Raw genomic sequence first — 17034 nt, 5'->3', positions numbered from 1 at the left:
CATGACGGTGCACGCCCCCAGGGGGGCCGGGTCTACCTGATGGGCCGGTGGACGTTCTCCCGCTGCGAGGGTCCCGGTGTCGCGTCCGCGATCCAGGGGCCGTCGTCCGACGGGTCGACGATGCCCTGCTCCAGCCACTCGTACGTGCCGGACAGGACGCCCTTGACGACCTTGCGGTCGAGGTCGTCGGTGTTGGCCCACAGGCGGTTGAAGAGCTCTTCGATCCGGATGCGGGCCTGGCGGCAGAAGACGTCGGCGAGCTGGTAGGCCTCGCGGCCGTGGTCGCCCTGGCTGCGCAGGAGTTCGGCCCGGACGCAGGACGCGCTCATGGCGAACAGCTCGGCGCCGATGTCGACGATCCGGCCGAGGAAGCCCTGCTTGGACTCCATCCGGCCCTGCCAGCGGGACATGGCGTAGAAGGTGGAGCGGGCGAGCTTGCGGGCGGTGCGCTCGACGTAGCGCAGGTGTCCGGAGAGGTCCACCTCGCGTTTGAACTCGCCGTAGGAGGTGGGGAGCTGGCCCGGGCCCGCGACCAGCTTGGGGAGCCACTTGGCGTAGAAGGCCCCCGCGTTCGCGCCCGCCTTCGCCTTGTCGCCGAGGGACTTCTCGGGGTCGATGAGGTCGCCGGCGACCGAGAGGTGGGCGTCGACGGCCTCGCGCGCGATCAGCAGGTGCATGATCTCGGTGGAGCCCTCGAAGATGCGGTTGATGCGCAGGTCGCGCAGGAGCTGCTCGGCGGGGACGCCGCGCTCACCGCGGGCCCGCAGGGAGTCGGCCGTCTCGAAGCCGCGGCCGCCGCGGATCTGGACGAGTTCGTCGGCCATCGTCCAGGCCATCTCGGAGGCGTACAGCTTGGCGAGGGCGCCTTCGATGCGGATGTCGTTGCGGTCCTCGTCGGCCATCTGCGAGGCCAGGTCCGTCACGGCCTCCAGGGCGAAGGTGGTGGCCGCGATGAAGGAGATCTTGGAGCCGACCGCCTCGTGGTGCGCGACGGGCTTGCCCCACTGCTCGCGGGCCGCCGTCCACTCCCGGGCGATCTTCAGGCACCACTTGCCGGCCGCGACGCAGGAGGCCGGCAGGGAGAGCCGCCCGGTGTTGAGCGTGGTCAGGGCGATCTTCAGGCCCTGGCCCTCCTCGCCGACGCGGTTGGCGGCGGGGACGCGGACCTGGTGGAAGCGGGTGACGCCGTTCTCGATGCCGCGCAGGCCCATGAAGGCGTTGCGGTTCTCGACGGTGACGCCCGGCGAGTTCGTCTCCACGACGAAGGCCGTGATGCCGCCGCGGTGGCCCTCGCTCTTCGGGACCCGGGCCATGACGACCAGCAGGTCGGCGACGACGCCGTTGGTGGTCCACAGCTTCACGCCGTCGAGGACGTAGTCGTCGCCGTCCGGGATCGCGGTGGTGGCGAGGCGGGCCGGATCGGAGCCGACGTCGGGCTCGGTGAGCAGGAACGCGCTGATGTCCGTGCGGGCGCAGCGCGGCAGGAAGCGCTCCCGCTGCTCCTGGGTGCCGAACAGTTTCAGGGGCTGGGGCACGCCGATCGACTGGTGCGCGGAGAGCAGCACGCCGATCGCGGGGCTGGCGGAACCGGCCAGGGAGAGCGCCTTGTTGTAGTACACCTGCCCGAGGCCGAGCCCGCCGTACTTGGTGTCGATCTTCATGCCGAAGGCGCCGAGCTCCTTCAGACCATCGATCACCTCGTCGGGGATGCGGGCCTCGCGCTCGATGAGGCCCCCGTCGACCTTCGTCTCGACGAAGTCGCGGAGCTTGGCGAGGAACTCCTCGCCACGCTGGGCCAGCTCTTCGTCCGGGAGGGGGTGGGGGTGGATGAGGTCGAGCCGGAAGCGGCCGAGGAACAGCTCCTTGGCGAAGCTGGGCTTGCGCCAGTGCTGTTCCCGGGCGGCCTCCGCCACCTCACGGGCCTCCCGCTCGGTGACGGCGGGACGGGAAGAGGGGGTGGTGGAAGCGGACATGAGGGGCACCTCGCCGCAACTAGAAGATGGAGGACCGTTTCGTTACCGACCAGTGCTACTGGATCGTTGGTACCCGAATCCGGACGCTCCCACCAGTCCTCGCGCGTCCGTTCAGCCGAAGGGGGCCCGGAACGCCCGGCACTTGTCGCACGCCCGACGACGGTGTTGCATCGAGGTGCCGTAACAGGGGAGGAGTCCTGCCCTGAGAGCGCTCCGGGAAATCGGCATCGAAGCGCTTCGACAACCTATGGACACCCACTCCTGCTGGAGCTACTGTCGAACCACCCTCCCCCACCCTTATCAGCTACGCGCACTGTCGAAGCGCTTCACAAGAGCTTGGAGAGCTGGATGGTCACCCTCGCCGAGGTCGCCCAGCACGCCGGAGTCTCGGCGAGCACGGTGAGCTATGTCCTCAGCGGCAAGCGGTCCATCTCCGCGAACACCCGGCAGCGGGTCGAGCAGAGCATCCGCGAGCTCGGGTACCACCCGAACGCCGGGGCCCGCGCCCTGGCCAGCAGCAAGTCGAACATCATCGCGCTGATGGTCCCGCTGCGCACGGACATGTACGTGCCGGTGATGATGGAGATCGCCATCGCCGTGGCCACCTCCGCCCGCGCCCACGGGTACGACGTGCTGCTGCTCACCGGTGAGGAGGGGCCCGACGCCGTGCGCCGCGTGGCGGGCAGCGGGCTCGCCGACGGGATGATCCTGATGGACGTCGAGCTCGACGACGAGCGGCTGCCGCTGCTGCGCGCGACGGACCAGCCGTCCGTGCTGATCGGGCTGCCCGCCGACACCGCGGGTCTGACCTGCGTCGATCTGGACTTCCGGGCGACGGGCGCGCTGTGCGTGGAGCACCTGGCCAAGCAGGGGCACCAGGACATCGCCGTCATCGGGGAGGCGCCCGCCGTCTACGAGCGGCACACCGGTTTCGCCGAACGCACCCTCGACGGACTCAGGACCCGTTCGCGGGAGCTGGGCGTGCGGCTGCTGCACCGGCCGTGCGAGGGCGGGTACGACGCGATGGCCGTGACGCTCGCCCGGATCCTCGACGAACGTCCGGACACCTCGGGGCTCATCGTGCAGAACGAGTCGGCGGTCGAGCCGCTGCTCGCGGTGCTGCGCCAGCAGGGCCGGGCCGTGCCGGAGGACGTGTCGGTGGTCGCGATCTGCCCCGACCAGGTCGCGATGCAGGCCTCGGTGCGGCTCACGTCGGTGGCCATCCCCGCGCAGGAGATGGGCCGGCACGCCGTGGACCACCTGGTCGCCAAGCTCGAGGGACGCGGCAGCGACGAGGTCGTGCTGCTCGCGCCCGAGCTGACGGTACGGGGCAGTACGGGGCCGGCGCCGAGCCGGTCGTAGTCACTCCCCGCCGTAGAACAGCGCCCCTTCCGGGGCACCCCCATGTCTGCATCCGCACAGGAGCCCGCCTCGTGAATCAACCTGCTGAAACCCAGCCCCAGGTGAGTTTGGCGCAGTCCTCCCCGACCGTCGGCACGTTCCGCGAGCGGGACGGCGCGCTGGAGTGGAGCGGCCGCCAGGAGACCGTCCGGATCGAGCCCTGGGGTCCGGACGCGGTCCGGGTGCGTGCCCGGCTCGGCGGCCCCGTCCTCGAAGGGCTGCCGGGCGCCCTGCTCGACGAGGCTCCCGCGACGGCGGCCACGGTGAAGATCGAGGACGGCCGGGGACTGCTGACCGTCGGCGCGCTCACCGTCGAGGTGAGCGCCGAGGGTCTGATCCGCTTCCTGCGCACGGAGGACTCCGCCGAGATCCTCGCCGAGGACCGCGCCCACTTCTGGTGGCCCGGCTCCCGCCTCTACACGGCCGTCGGCAACGGCCACCACCGCCTGGAGCAGCGCTTCGCCGCCTACGACGACGAGAAGCTGTACGGCCTCGGCCAGCACCAGCACGGGCGCCTGGACCAGAAGGGCCTGGTGCTGGACCTGATCCAGCGCAACGCCGAGGTCGGCATCCCGGTGCTGACCTCCAGCCGCGGCTACACCCTGCTGTGGAACAACCCGGCGATCGGCCGCGTGGAGCTGGCGCACAACGGCACCCGCTGGGTGGCCGACTCGGCCCGGCAGATCGACTACTGGATCACGGCGGGCGACCCGGCCGGCGGCCAGCGCCGCTACAGCGCGGTGACCGGCCGCAGCCCGATGCTGCCTCAGTGGGCGGCGGGCTTCTGGCAGTGCAAGCTGCGCTACCGCACCCAGGACGAACTGATGGCGGTCGCCCGGGAGTACAAGCGGCGGGGGCTGCCCATCTCGGCGATCGTCTGCGACTTCTTCCACTGGACGCACCTCGGCGACTGGAAGTTCGACCCGAAGGAGTGGCCCGACCCGGCGGCGATGGTGCGGGAGCTGGAGGAGCTCGGCATCAAGCTGGTGGTGAGCGTCTGGCCGTCGGTGTCGCCCCTGAGCGAGAACCACCCGGTCCTGGAGCAGCGCGGCTGGTTCATCGGCACCCAGTACGGCCCGATGGCGCACGCCGACTGGCCCGACAAGGAGGTCGCCTCCACGGTCCAGGTGGCCTTCTACGACGCCACCAACCCGGACGCCCGGGAGTTCGTGTGGTCGAGGGTGAAGGAGAACTACCTCGACCCGTACGGCATCACGGCGTTCTGGCTGGACGCGTGCGAGCCGGAGCTGAAGCCGGGCTTCCAGGAGAACCTGCGCTACTGGGCGGGCCCGGGCCTGGAGGTCGGCAACGCCTACCCGGCGGAGAACGCCCGCACCTTCTACGAGGGCCTGGCCGCCACCGGCGAGGAGGAGATCGTCACCCTCAACCGCTCGGCCTGGGCGGGCAGTCAGCGCTACGGCGCCGCCCTGTGGTCCGGTGACATCGGCACCGACTTCCCGACCCTGCGCCGCCAGATCGCGGCCGGACTCAACACGGCCCTGTCGGGCATCCCGTGGTGGAACACCGACATCGGCGGCTTCCACGGCGGCGACCCGGACGACCCGGCCTACCGGGAGGTGATGGTCCGCTGGTTCCAGTTCGGCGCGCTGTCCCCGCTGATGCGGCTGCACGGCTTCCGCGACCCGGGCATGCCGCTGGGCCCGGAGATGACCGGCGGCCCGAACGAGGTGTGGTCGTACGGCGAGGAGGCCGGGGCGATCCTGGAGCGGTACCTGCGCCTGCGCGAGCGGCTGAAGCCGTATGTGCTGGACGTGATGCGGGCGGCCCACGAGGAGGGCCTGCCGGTGATGCGGCCGCTGTTCCTGGAGTTCCCGGACGACCCGGCGGCCTGGTCGGTCGACGACTCCTATCTGTTCGGCCCGGACCTGCTGGTCGCGCCGGTGCTGACGGCCGGCGCCACCGCCCGTACGGCGTACTTGCCGGCGGGGGCGTCCTGGACGGACGCGTGGACGGATGAGACGTACGAGGGCGGCCGGGCCGTGACGGTCGACGCCCCGCTGGACCGCATCCCGCTGTTCCTGCGGGACGGGGCACGGCTGCCTGTAGCGGAGTAGCCGTGTCGAGGGGGGGTGGCCGGATCGATGGAGGTCTTCCGGCCACCCCCTTTCGCTCGATCGGCCACCTTCCGTTCAGTGCGGGCGAGGTGCAGGGGGTAGTTTTCCGCGTGTCCTCGACTCCGCTCGCCCTCACCCTCGCCGGCAGCGGCGGCGGGCGATCACGGCCGGGCGCCGGGTGGGGCGGGGCACGGATCTGTTCGCGCCGCGCTCGACCCGACCGGCATCGGCGCCACCTGGCTGGGTCTGCCGAGCCGGGCCATGACGCGGGTGCTCGCGGCCCGGGCCGCCATCCCCGCGCAGCAGTTGGTGGACGCCCCGTACTCCTGGCTCGGCTCCGATCCCGCGACCGGCGTCCCGAAGCTCTTCGCGGCCGTCGGCGCCCGGTGGACCGAGGCCGACGCGGCCCGGCTCCCCGCGGCGGTCGCCCGCCCCGAGGGCGCCCGCGAGCACACCTACGACCTGACCCGCTACGGCCTGACCCGCGACGAGGTCGAGTCGGCCTTCGCGGACCACAACGTGCTGCGGGCCGAGGTCGACCGCGCCTGACGGCGCGGCCGGCCCCGGCCCCGCGACGGGTCAGCTGCTGCTGACCGTCAGGTTGTTGGTGGTGAAGTTCAGCCCGCCGGACGACGAGGTGATCTCGTAGCCGAACTGCACGTCACCGATCGTCTCGTTGCCCATCCACTTCTTGGTGTCCTTGATCCACTTCAGGATCGGCAGGATGTTCACGTTTCCGGAGCTGGAGTTGGAGGTGCGGATGAACGAGAACACCTCGTTGGCGCCGTTGGTGCCCTTGAAGACGTTCCAGGAGTGGCCGCCGAGGCTGACGCTGCCCTGCGAGGAGCCGATCGGGCCGACGGGTCCGGTCTTGTTGACCCAGAGCATGATCTCGTAGTCGTGGTCGGTGTCCCAGATGTCGTACGACGTGTTGTACGCGCCGGACGACGGGACGCTGACGTTGTAGTTGCTGGAGAGCGAGCCCAGCGAGGTGATCGACTTGTTGATCGCCTTCGTCTGGTTCGGGTAGGACTTGATGCCGCCGGTGTTGGGGTGGTTGGCCCAGACGCCCCAATTGGTGCCCGAGTTGGCCCAGATGCACTGGCTGCCGGCGCCGCCGCCCCAGATGTTGTTGTAGAGCGTGTAGCCGTTGAGGTTGGTCTGGGCCCACTGGTCGCAGGAGTTCCAGACGGCGGCGGAGGCGGGGGCTGAGGCGAGGCCGACGGTGGCGCCGAGGGCCAGGGCGGGGGCCAGCAGGGCCTTGGTGACCCTGCTCAGCGTGCGTGATGCCATGGTGTCCCTTCCATGGGGTGGGGGGATGGGGGAACTACCACGTCCTCAGGGTGAGAACGTGGTCTTCTCCGGCGACCAGGTGGAGGGATTCTGCGCCGGAGGAAGTCCGCAGTTCGACGCGGTGGGTGCGGCCGGGCCTGATGACGACGACGGCGCCGTCCCGCGTCCAGGTGAGGTCGAGCTCCGCCCCGAACCGGGTGCGCACCCCGCGCAGGGCGCCCTCGGGGTACGCCGACGGCAGCGCGGGCAGCAGGACCAGCCGGTCGGGGGTCGACTGGACGAGCATCTCGATCAGTACGGCGGGCAGGGTGTGCGCGGCGTCGGCGTTGTAGACGTCGCGGGCGGGGTAGTGCGCGCTCATGAGGGAGGCGTGGAAGAAGTCGCCGTCCAAAACCTGGCCGAGGGCGTGGGCGACGCGGTCCGCGTCCCGGAGCCGGGCCGCGACGAGGGCGTGGTGCAGATGGCCGTGCGCGGAGTCGTTCTCGGCGCCGCGCAGTTCGAGGGCCCGGTGTGCGGCGTCGGCCAGTTCGGGGGTGTCGTAGGGGGTGATCTCGTCGAGCGGCCAGACGCCGTAGAGGTGGCTGAGGTGGCGGTGGTCGTAGGAGTCGGTGAGGCCGGGCCAGGCCCATTCGGCCAGGGCGCCGTCCTCGTTGATCCGGTGCGGCGGGAGCCGGTCGGCGAGGGCGTTCCAGCGGTCGGCGTCGGGGCCCGGGTGGTAGGCGGCGGCCGTGCGCAGGGCGTGGCGGGCCGCTGAGAGGTCCATGGCGGCGTTGATCGTGCCCCAGCTCGCATCCGCGGGCCGGTTCTCGGGTGAGTAGGACGGGACGACGACGAGGTGGCCGTTCTCGTCCGTCCTGGTGAGGAAGTCCTCGTAGAACAGGGCGACTTCGGCGAGGGCGGCGGCGGTGCGGGGGTCGCGGGTGCCGTGGGTCTCGTCGTGGTCGACGAGCGGCTTGAGCAGCCAGTCGGCGCCGGCGGTCCACAGGTGCAGCGGGTACTCGCGGTTGAAGTGGTAGGAGTGGCCGGACTCGCCGTCGGAGTGGGCGGGGGCGACGACGCCCCGGGTGCCGAAGATCGCGCGGGCGTTGTCGCGCCAGTCGGGGAGCAGCCGTTGGATCAGATTCGCGTGTGCCTCGGTGACCTCGGGGAGGGCTGCGGCGGCGGCCGAGGCGGTCTGGAGGTTGAGGTTGGCGTCGTTGGTGAAGGCGCCGGACCAGGCGGTGTTCCAGTCGCCGGTCCACAGTCCGGTCAGGCGGGGCGGGAAGAGTCCGCTCGCGGAGAGCAGGTGGTAGCGCCCGGCGGCGAAGAGGCGTTCCAGCAGGGCGGCGCTGCGCGGCTGCTTGAGCAGCTCCGATCCCGGCAGGGACCGTTCGGCGGGGTCGGCGGCCAGATCGAGGGTGACGCGCTCGTAGGCGGTGCGGTGCAGGGCGGTGTGGCGTTCGAGGAGTTCGTCGTAGGCGGCCGGCAGGTCGCGCAGGGCACGGCCCTCGGCGACCACGTCGAGCTCGCCGGTGTGCCGGTGCACCCGGGTGAGGAGCAGCACGGACCGGGCGCCCTCGATGCGCACGCCCGGGGGCACCAGGGTGGTCGTGCCGCCGGTGACGGTGACCTGGGTGACGCCGGTGCAGGCCAGGTCGCTGTCCGGGTAGCGGGCGCGCAGGCTGAGCAGGGCGCCCTCGGGGGTGAGGACGGCTCCGTGGCCGATGCCCAGTCGGGCGGGGGCGCCGGGCAGCCGGGGGTCGAGCTCGATGTCGAGGCTGAGGCCGGGTCCGGTGAGGTGCTGGACGATCACGTCGTCGGCGCGGGAGACGAAGACGCGGCCGGCCCGGCCGGCACAGGTCGTGCTCACCACTCCGGTGGTGAAGTCGACGTCCCGGTGGTAGTCGTGGCCGCCGTCCTCGGGCCGGTGGTCGTGGCCGCCGGCCTCGGGCCGGTCCAGGCGGACCTGGAAAGCCGGGTGGAAGGGCTGCACCCACTGGAGGGGGCGCCCGTCCGTGAAGTCCTCGGCGGCGGTCGTGTCGCCGGCCAGGAGACGGTCCTGGAGTCCGGGCAGGTCACCGGCGAGTTGCGGCGGGCGGGGGTCACGGCCACCCGGCCGTACCAGAGTGTGGTGGGTGACGACGACCCGCTCGGCGTGCGGATCACCGAACGCCAGGGCGCCGTGCCGGCCGTTGCCGCTGAGGAAGGCGTCCTCCCAGCGGGCGGCCGGGTGCGGCTCCCAGGTGCCGTGGACGGGGGCGGAGTCGGTCATGGCCGCAGCACCGCCGCCTCGTAGCGGCCGAGGGTGACCCGGTCGGTGACGTCCGTCCCGGACAGCAGGTCGCGGTGGGTGCCGGGCACCTCGACGGTCACCGGCTCGCGGCCGTGGTTGAGCACGAACAGCACCTCGCCCCGCCGCACGGCCTCCACCTGCTCGGGAAGATCGTCGAGCACCGGCCGGACGCCCACACCGGCCGCGATCGAGTCCAGCAGGTCGCGCAGCGCCTCGGGCTCCAAAAGGGTGGAGACGTACCAGGCCCGGCCCTTGCGCAGGAGGGCGGGCAGGCCGTCGAGTTCGCCGCCCTGGTAGGGGACGGTCTCGTCGGCGGTGCCGTCCGGCTCCAGTTCCTCGGACCACAGGGTGCCCCGGAAGCCTTCGCAGGCGACCGTCTCCCCCGCGTCCAGCGGCCACCACTCGTGCAGCGTGCGGATGCCGAACAGCTCGCGCAGCCGGGCGTCCATGCCGCCGGGGCGGACGCGGTCGTCCTCGTCCGCGACACCGGTGAGGAAGCCGCAGACGAGGGTGCCGCCGCCCCGTGCGTAGGCCAGGAGGTTGTCGATGGCCGCGTCGGTGAGCGCGTACAGCTGGGGCACGACGACCATCGAGTACGGCGTCAGGTCGTGCTCGGGGTGGGCGAAGTCGGTGGTGAGGTGCGCCTGCCACAGAGCCCGGTGCCAGGCGCGCAGGACGTCCGGGTACTCCACCAGGCTGGACAGGCGGCCGTCCTGGGCACCGGCCCACCAGGCGTGCCAGTCGTGCAGGACGGCGACGTTCGCGGTGAGGTGCCGGCCGGTCACCTCGGGGGCGATCCGCTCCAGGTCGGCGCCCAGCCTCTTGACCTCCTGGTACGTCCGGCCCTCCTCCCCGGCGTGGCTGACCATGCCGGAGTGGAACTTCTCCGCGCCCTGCCGGGACTGCCGCCACTGGAAGTAGCAGACGGCGTCGGCTCCCCGGGCCACGGCCTGGAGCGACCAGAGCCGGTTGAGACCGCGCGGCTTGGGGTGGTTCACGCCCCGCCAGTTGACCGGCCCGGCCGCCTGCTCCATCAGCATCCAGGGCCCGCGCGCCTGGGAGCGGGTCATGTCCTGGACCAGGGCGCCGTTCTGGGCGCCGAGGGGGTCGCGCGGGTCGGGGTAGAGGTCGACGGAGACGACGTCCTCCTCCTCGGCCCAGCGCCAGGCGTCCTGTCCGAACCACAGCGGCATGAAGTTGCTGGTGACCGGCAGATGCGGGGTGTGCCGCCGGACGATGTCCCGCTCGGCGGTGTAGCACTCCAGGAGCATGTCCGAGGTGAAGCGGCGGAAGTCCAGGACCTGTCCGGGGTTGCGCATGTAGTGGGGCAGGCGGGGCGGCAGGATGCCGTCCCAGGTGTCGTAGCCCTGGCTCCAGAAGGCCGTGCCCCAGGCCTCGTTGAGGGCGTCGAGCGAGCCGTACCGCTCGCGCAGCCACCGCCGGAAGGAGGCGGCGGCCTCGTCGCCGTGGTCGAAGGTGCAGTACTCGTTGTTGATGTGCCACATCGTCAGGGCCGGGTGGTCGCCGTAGCGGGCGGCCAGGTCCTCGGTGATGGCGGCGGCGTAGCGCCGGTAGGTGGCGCTGGAGTGCGAGAAGTGCTGCCGGCCGCCCCACCACTCGGTGCGGCCGTCCTCGGTGACGGGCAGGGTGTCGGGGTGCAGCCGGCCCATCCAGGGCGGGGGCGAGGAGGTCGGGGTGGCGAGGACGACGCCGATGCCGGCCGCGTGCATCAGGTCCATCAGCGTGTCCAGCCAGCCGAACTCCCGGGCTCCCGGCTCGGGTTCCAGCTTCGACCAGGAGAAGACGCCGAGGGTGACCGAGTTGACGCCGGCGGCCTTCATCAGCCGGACGTCCTCGTGCCAGGTCTCCTCGGGCCACTGCTCCGGGTTGTAGTCGCCGCCGAAGAGGAGCCGGCCCCGGGTGGCGTCGCTCAGGCCGGGGCGGGTCCCCCCGGGCATCAGACGGGCTCCCCGTACTGCACGCCGCGCCCGTTGGTGGCGATGTAGACCCGGCCGTACACACGCGGGTCACCGGTGATGGCGGCGCCGATCCAGCCCCACTGGTGACGGTCGTCGTTGATCCGGGTCCAGGTCTTCGCCTCGTCGTCGGAGCGGTACACGGCGGTGATCGTCTCGGTCGAGCCGACCAGGTAGATCGCCGGGTAGGAGGCGCCCTCGGCGGCCTTGCCGAAGCCGAGGGTGTACGAGGCCCAGCAGCTGCTCACCTTGCTGAAGGTCGTGCCGCCGTCGGTCGAGCGGTACAGCCCGTTCCACTTCAGGCTCAGCCACAGGTCGCCGGAGCGCCCGGGCGCCGCGACCAGCTGGAACTCGGTGTCGCCCGAGTTCAGGCCGGTGGCCCGCGCGGTGAAGGTCTTGCCGCCGTCGCTGCTGGCGTGGAGCGTTCCGGTGGTGGTGTCGAAGGCGTAGAAGCGCGTGGGGTCGGCCGGGTCCGCGACCGGGGCGGCTCCCTTGGGGAAGGAGGCGATCTCGGACCAGGTGGCGCCGTTGTCCGCCGAGCGGTAGCCCGGGTTGCTCGTGCCGAAGGACCACAGCAGCACGCTGCCGTCGGCGTTGGTGGCGATCGGCCCCGGCGCGGACTTGGCGACGGCCGGCTGGGCTTCGAAGGGCGCCCAGGTCTTGCCACCGTCGTTCGAGAAGGCGCCGTTGCCGTTGTCCCCCCACCCGGCCCGTACGACGTACGACGGCTTCGCCGCGGCCAGCGAGAGTCCGGTCGCCGAGCCGAACACCGGGTTCGACGCCATCCCGCGCGAGGGCGACGCCGTGAGCCGCTCGTGGTACATCACGCCGACGTCCCCGGACCCGCTGAGCAGGTGCGCCCGCCCGGTCGGCGGTGAGATCAGCTGGCGTATGGACGCCTCCTCCACACCGCGGATCTGCGGGGCCCAGTGCCTCAGGTCACGGGTGCCGTAGAGGGTGGCGCCGGTGCCGTAGACGACGTGCCGGGAGTCGTACGGGTCGAGTCCGACGGCCTGGATCCACCAGCCGAACTTGGGCTTGTCGGCGCCGAAGGTGAGGTAGGGCGTCTCGGAGACGTCGAGGACGGCCTTGTCCTTCAGTGACGTCCAGGTGCGGCCGCCGTCGGTGGTGCGGTACAGGGTGTCGATGAGCGACCAGCGGTTGTTGGTGGAGACGACGACGGTTCCCGGGTGGCGGGCGTCGACGGCGACGCCGCCGTAGCCGAAGGAGTCGGTCCCGCCGTCGCTCGTCGCCCCGCCGGGCTTCACCGGCGTCACCTCGGTCCATTTCCCGCTGGTCGTCCGCAGCTTGTGCACGCTGCCGTCGGACTGTCCGTTGGGCCCGGGGGCGTCGGCGTACGTCACGTACAGCTCGCGTGTGTGCCGGTCGTACGCGGCCCGGATCGGCACCTTGGCGGCGGCGCCGGTGGGCTGCCCGGGGACGGCCTCCCAGGCCGTACCGTCGGACGTGCGGTACAGGTTGGGCTTGCCGGCGGTGCCGTCGGAGTCGCCCCAGCCGGCGTAGACGCTGCGCCCGGCGGCGACCAGGAGTGTGATGCCCTGGCCGGTGGCGCTGGGGGCGGCCGGGAAGCTCACGGCCTTCCAGGTGGCGCCCCGGTCGGTCGACTTGAGCAGCCCGTCGTGCCGGGTGCCGAGCCACAGGGTGTCGCTGTCCCGGGGATCGACCAGCAGCCGCTCACCGCAGCCGCGGCCGTCCTCGTTGGCCCCGAGCTTGACGGTCAGGTCGGTGCGCTTCCAGGTCGCGCCCCGGTCCTCCGAGCGCAGCACGGCCCCGTTTCCGGCCCAGGACTGCGCGTAGGTACCGAGGGAGAGGTACACGCGGTCGGGATGCGCCGGGTCGACGGCCATGGCCTCCACACCGAGCAGGTTCCAGTCGTCCCAGCCGAGGTGGTCCGTCAGCGGGATCCACCGGTCGGTACGGTCGTCCCAGCGGTAGGCGCCGCCGATGTCGGTACGCAGGTAGGCGAGCCCGCGCACGGAGGGGTGGAACAGCACGCCGGTGATGAATCCGGTGCCGCCCTGGACCGCGTTGCGCCAGCGGTATCCGCCCGCCGCGGGAGTGGCCGCGGCGTGTGCCCGCCCTTGGGTCAGCGGCAGGGAGACGGCCGCCGCGGCGGCAGCGGTCCCGGCCAGCACGGAACGTCTGCTGAGGTGAAACGCGCTCATGACATACCTCGGTTCTTGCACCAGGGGGAGACGTGGGAGCCCCTTCAGGGGCGCGGGGAACTGCGCGAACAGCCACAACGCGGCCGCGGACGGAACAGGACGCAAAGCCCTACGACGAGACCCGGAAGGAGGGCATCACCCCTTGACGGCCCCCGTGAGCATGCCCTTCTTGAAGTGCTTCTGGACGAAGGGCGAGATCACAGCCACCGGCAGAAGGGCCATCACCATCACGGCCATCTGGATGGCCAGCGCGGAAATCTGCCCGGTCTTGATCGCCTGACTCACCCCGACCGGCGCTTCCTGCTTCTGGACCAGCTGGATCATGACGTTCTGCAGCGGCATCATGTCCTGGTCGCTCAGATAGATCGAGGCGTTGAACCAGGCGCTCCAGTAGCCGACCGCGTAGAACAACGTGATCACCGCGATGACGGCCCGCGAGAGCGGAATGACGATCTGCCAGAGGATCCGCCAGTCCCCCGCCCCGTCGATACGCGCACTGTCGACGAGCTCCGGCGAGATGCCCATGAAGAACGCGCGCAGCACCAGGATGTTGAAGACGCTCACCGCACTCGGCAGGATCAGCGCGAGATACGTGTCGGTCAGCCCGAGCGACTGCACCAGCAGGTACGTCGGAATGAGCCCGGCCCCGAAGAACATCGTCGCGAGCAGGGTCATCAGCAGCCAGCGGTGGCCGAGCGAGCCGCTCCTGGACAGCCCGTACGCCGCGAGGACCGACACCGCCATGGAGAACAGGGTGCCGGCCAGCGTGACGCACACGCTGACGATCGCCGCCCGGGTCACCTGCCCGCCGCTCAGCAGCTCCTGGTAGGCCACGAACGTGATGCCCTTCGGGATCAGCACCAGACCGCCGGCCTCGGTGATGGTCTGCTTCGAGGACAGGCTGGTGACGATGACGATCCACAGGGGGAACAGGACGGCCAGACAGGCGGCGGCCAGGACGATGCCCTTGCCCGCGACCCCGGCCCTACTGGGCTCGTCCTCCCAGGCCGGCCTCGGCGGAGCCTCCCACCAGCGGGGTTCGCGCGCCGCCTCGTCCAGGGCGGCCTTGTCGATGACGGCGGTCACTTCTTGTACACCCCCTGCTCGCCCATGAAGTGGGCCACCTTGTTCGCGGCGAGGACGAGCGCCACACTCACCAGGCCCTTGATGAGGCCGGCCGCCGCGGCGTAGCTGAAGTCCTGGTTGCGGACGCCGTTCCACCACACATAGGTGTCGAGGACCTCCGCGGCCCCTGGTCCCACCGCGTCGCGTTGCAGCAGGATCTGCTCGAAGCCGACGGTCAGGGCGTCACCGACCCGCAGCACCAGCAGCAGGGCGATCACGGGCCGTAGCGCGGGCAGCGTGACGTGCCACATCCGGCGCCAGCGCCCGGCCCCGTCCATGGCCGCCGCCTCGTAGAGGTCGGGGCTCACGGAGGCGAGCGCCGCGAGGAAGACGATGATGCCCCAGCCGGCGTCCTTCCAGACGCCCTCCGCCGTCACCAGGAACTTGAAGATCCCGGGGTCGGTCATGATGTCGAAGCCCTCGTGGCCGTGCTGGCGCAGGGTCTGCGCGATGATGCCCGCGCCGCCGAAGATCTGCTGGAAGACGGTGATGACCAGCACCCACGAGAAGAAGTGCGGCAAGTAGAGGATCGCCTGCGACACCGCACGAATCCGGGGCCTGATCACGCTGTTGATGACCAGCGCGAGCGCGATCGGAACAGGGAAGAACAGCACCAGCTGGAGGGAGAACAGCACGAGCGTGTTCTGCACGGCGTCCCAGAACGCCGAGTCCGCGAAGATCCGCTGGAACTGCTCGAAGCCCACCCAGGGGCTGTGCAGCATCGCGACGAAACCGTTGTCGCTGACGTACGGGTCGTACTCCTGGAAGGCGACGACGTTGCCCAGGATCGGTACGTAGTTGAAGACCAGGACCAGCAGGACGGCCGGCAAGGTCATCAGGATCAGGGTGCGGTCCCGGCGGAACCGCAGTCGGAGGCTCAGTTTGCCGGAGCGCTTCTTCTCCGGACGGCCCCCGGCGGGAGCGTCTGTCGCTCGGGGGTCCGCCTCACTCGTGGTCGCCTCGGCCCTGCTGCGAGGCACCGTGCTGTTGGACACGGATTTCTCCTTGCCTCAGCGCCGGGTCACTGCGCGGAACCGTTGGTGTCGTGCAGCTTCTGGTACCAGTCCCGCAGCTTGTCGCCGCCCTGCTTCTTCCAGTCGGAGACGGCCTGCTGCACGTCACTGATCTTCTTGCGGCCGCGGACGACGTCGTCCTCCAGCTGCTCGAAGTCGTTGGAGAGGTTGGTGTAGCGGGCGGGCTCGGTGATCTGCAGGCCCCAGAAGGTCGACTTCTTGGTGAAGGCGCCCATCCGCTGCTGCCACTCCACCTGCTCCTTCGCGATGTCCGGCAGGTCCGGGTGCGCGATGGTCGGGGCGGGGCTGGCGAGCATCACATAGGCGTTGATGACCTCCTGGTTGCCCTTGTCGTTCTTGGTGGGCACCCCGTCCTTGACGGTGTAGTGCGTGCCCTCCACCCCGTAGTTGGTGAGCATGTACTCCTTGGTGCCGTACGGGGCGGCGGTGACGTTGGCGGCGGCCAGGACGTCCTCGACGACGGACTTGGACGCACGCTTGTTGACGAAGGCGAAGATGCCCGCCGGCGATCCGGCCCACAACGTGGGGTCACCGCCGTCGGCGCCGAAGATGTCCATGCCGGAGATGCGGAAGTCGGACTTCTGGCCCGCCTGCTCGGCCATCTTGCCCCACCAGTCCGAGATGTTCTGGTTGTACATCAGGACCTGGCCGGCGGTGAACCGGTCACCGGCGGTGCCCTGGACCGCCTTCGCGTCGGGGTGGACGACGCCCGCCGCGTACAGCTTGCGCGTCCACTCCAGCGCCTCGAGGTACTCCTCGGTCTCGACCCGGTAGATCATCTTGCCGTCGGTCAGGTTCCAGCCGAGCGGTTTCTCGCTGCCGGAGAGCACGCCGAAGAACTCGAAGGCGGCCCACTTCATGTCGTCGCAGGCCCACACCTTGGCCTTCGGCCGGGTGATCTCCTTGGCCAGGGCGATGAACTCGTCCGGGGACTTCGGGAGGTCGTAGCCTTCCTTGTCGAAGACGTCCTTGCGGTAGAAGGGCACGATGCCGGGGACGGAGGGGGCGGGCTGCGGCAGGCCGCGCAGCTTGCCGCCGAAGATCGAGTACTGCCAGGCGCCGCTCGGAATGGCGGCGAGGTTCGGGTACTTCTTGATCGCGTCCCCGGACAGATACGGGCCGAGGTCGGCGAACTTGCTGATGATGGCGCTGGGTATCTTGCCGCCCATGTTCCAGCTGGGGATGACCACCACGTCCGGCAGGTCGCTGGAGGCGAGCACCGCGCCCAGCTTCTCGTCGTAGGTGTTGCCGTCCTGGTTCTGCCACCTGATGTCGACGCCGATCAGGTCGTTCATCGTCGTGTAGTAGGGGTTGTCGCCCTTCGGCGGTGTGCCCCAGAACGGCGACATGATCTTGATGCGGCTGCCCTTGCCGAGCTTCTTCGGCACCGAGGTCTTCAGGTCGGCCAGGGCGAGCTTCTTGGTGAAGCCCATCGCCGAGCCGTTCTTGGCCGGGATGTCCGGCGTCACCACGTTGCTCGCGACGTAGGCCGGCAGCAGCTTCTTGGCGCTCTTGCCGGAGGTCGTGCCGTCCTTCGATCCACTGTCCGAACCGCCGCAGGCGGCCAACAGCGGCACCCCTCCCGCCACGGCTGCGGTGGCGACCGCCGTGGAGGCGAGGAAACTTCTCCGGCTAGGTCCGGAGGAGGCGGAGGCGGCGTTCGTCATTGCGTCAACCCTTCATGGCGCACCAGGACACC

At 70.8% G+C, this 17034-nt stretch carries 11 protein-coding genes; 3 read left to right on the top strand and 8 right to left on the bottom strand.

Annotated features, from left to right (window positions below; translation table 11 throughout):
• Positions 1–32: 32 nt before the first annotated feature.
• Positions 33–1973, bottom strand: a complete 1941-nt coding sequence (locus QOL88_RS28845) for an acyl-CoA dehydrogenase family protein (RefSeq protein WP_097221168.1) — start codon at positions 1971–1973, stop codon at positions 33–35.
• A 348-nt stretch (positions 1974–2321) separates the two neighbouring features.
• Between QOL88_RS28845 and QOL88_RS28840 the strand changes: the two genes are divergently transcribed.
• The 3 genes from QOL88_RS28840 (at position 2322) to QOL88_RS28830 (ending at position 5998) form a co-directional block, all read left to right on the top strand.
• Positions 2322–3335, top strand: a complete 1014-nt coding sequence (locus tag QOL88_RS28840) for a LacI family DNA-binding transcriptional regulator (protein ID WP_097221166.1) — start codon at positions 2322–2324, stop codon at positions 3333–3335.
• Positions 3336–3406: 71 nt separating this feature from the next.
• Positions 3407–5449, top strand: coding sequence for a glycoside hydrolase family 31 protein (locus QOL88_RS28835; protein WP_097221165.1), 2043 nt, complete (start codon positions 3407–3409; stop codon positions 5447–5449).
• 261 nt (positions 5450–5710) lie between these two features.
• A complete protein-coding gene (locus tag QOL88_RS28830; RefSeq protein ID WP_306456191.1) occupies positions 5711–5998 on the top strand; it encodes a hypothetical protein in 288 nt (95 codons plus the stop codon).
• A gap of 30 nt (positions 5999–6028) precedes the next feature.
• Here the strand turns inward: QOL88_RS28830 and QOL88_RS28825 are convergent, their stop codons facing one another.
• The 7 genes from QOL88_RS28825 to QOL88_RS28795 form a co-directional block, all read right to left on the bottom strand.
• Positions 6029–6742, bottom strand: coding sequence for a glycoside hydrolase family 12 protein (locus QOL88_RS28825; RefSeq protein ID WP_097221163.1), 714 nt, complete (start codon positions 6740–6742; stop codon positions 6029–6031).
• Positions 6743–6776: 34 nt separating this feature from the next.
• Positions 6777–8993: a glycosyl hydrolase family 95 catalytic domain-containing protein gene (locus QOL88_RS28820; RefSeq protein WP_097221161.1), complete on the bottom strand. Its 2217-nt coding sequence runs from the start codon at positions 8991–8993 to the stop codon at positions 6777–6779.
• On the bottom strand, positions 8990–10972 hold the full coding sequence (locus QOL88_RS28815) for a beta-galactosidase (RefSeq protein WP_097221159.1): 1983 nt from the start codon (positions 10970–10972) through the stop codon (positions 8990–8992). The genes QOL88_RS28820 and QOL88_RS28815 overlap by 4 nt, the downstream gene beginning before the upstream one ends.
• Positions 10972–13176 (bottom strand): sialidase family protein, encoded by a 2205-nt coding sequence (locus tag QOL88_RS28810; RefSeq protein ID WP_097221157.1) that lies wholly within the window; start codon positions 13174–13176, stop codon positions 10972–10974. The genes QOL88_RS28815 and QOL88_RS28810 overlap by 1 nt, the downstream gene beginning before the upstream one ends.
• Positions 13177–13311: 135 nt before the next feature.
• Positions 13312–14262, bottom strand: coding sequence for a carbohydrate ABC transporter permease (locus QOL88_RS28805; protein ID WP_097221155.1), 951 nt, complete (start codon positions 14260–14262; stop codon positions 13312–13314).
• Complete coding sequence (locus tag QOL88_RS28800) at positions 14259–15296, bottom strand: ABC transporter permease (RefSeq protein WP_097221154.1); 1038 nt, start codon at positions 15294–15296, stop codon at positions 14259–14261. The genes QOL88_RS28805 and QOL88_RS28800 overlap by 4 nt, the downstream gene beginning before the upstream one ends.
• 26 nt (positions 15297–15322) lie before the next feature.
• On the bottom strand, positions 15323–17002 hold the full coding sequence (locus QOL88_RS28795; protein WP_097221152.1) for an extracellular solute-binding protein: 1680 nt from the start codon (positions 17000–17002) through the stop codon (positions 15323–15325).
• Positions 17003–17034 lie beyond the last annotated feature (32 nt).

It is taken from the genome of Streptomyces sp. Ag82_O1-12, from assembly GCF_900182715.1.
In the GTDB taxonomy this organism is placed as follows: domain Bacteria; phylum Actinomycetota; class Actinomycetes; order Streptomycetales; family Streptomycetaceae; genus Streptomyces; species Streptomyces massasporeus.
This window is presented reverse-complemented; position numbering and strand designations above follow the sequence as displayed.

What these genes read in the sequence shown, in the direction of transcription:
- QOL88_RS28845 (WP_097221168.1), bottom strand. Translation starts at nt 1,973, where the DNA reads ATGTCCGCTTCCACCACCCCCTCTTCCCGTCCCGCCGTCACCGAGCGG.
- QOL88_RS28840 (WP_097221166.1), top strand. Translation starts at nt 2,322, where the DNA reads ATGGTCACCCTCGCCGAGGTCGCCCAGCACGCCGGAGTCTCGGCGAGC.
- QOL88_RS28830 (WP_306456191.1), top strand. Translation starts at nt 5,711, where the DNA reads ATGACGCGGGTGCTCGCGGCCCGGGCCGCCATCCCCGCGCAGCAGTTG.
- QOL88_RS28825 (WP_097221163.1), bottom strand. Translation starts at nt 6,742, where the DNA reads ATGGCATCACGCACGCTGAGCAGGGTCACCAAGGCCCTGCTGGCCCCC.
- QOL88_RS28820 (WP_097221161.1), bottom strand. Translation starts at nt 8,993, where the DNA reads ATGACCGACTCCGCCCCCGTCCACGGCACCTGGGAGCCGCACCCGGCC.
- QOL88_RS28815 (WP_097221159.1), bottom strand. Translation starts at nt 10,972, where the DNA reads ATGCCCGGGGGGACCCGCCCCGGCCTGAGCGACGCCACCCGGGGCCGG.
- QOL88_RS28810 (WP_097221157.1), bottom strand. Translation starts at nt 13,176, where the DNA reads ATGAGCGCGTTTCACCTCAGCAGACGTTCCGTGCTGGCCGGGACCGCT.
- QOL88_RS28795 (WP_097221152.1), bottom strand. Translation starts at nt 17,002, where the DNA reads ATGACGAACGCCGCCTCCGCCTCCTCCGGACCTAGCCGGAGAAGTTTC.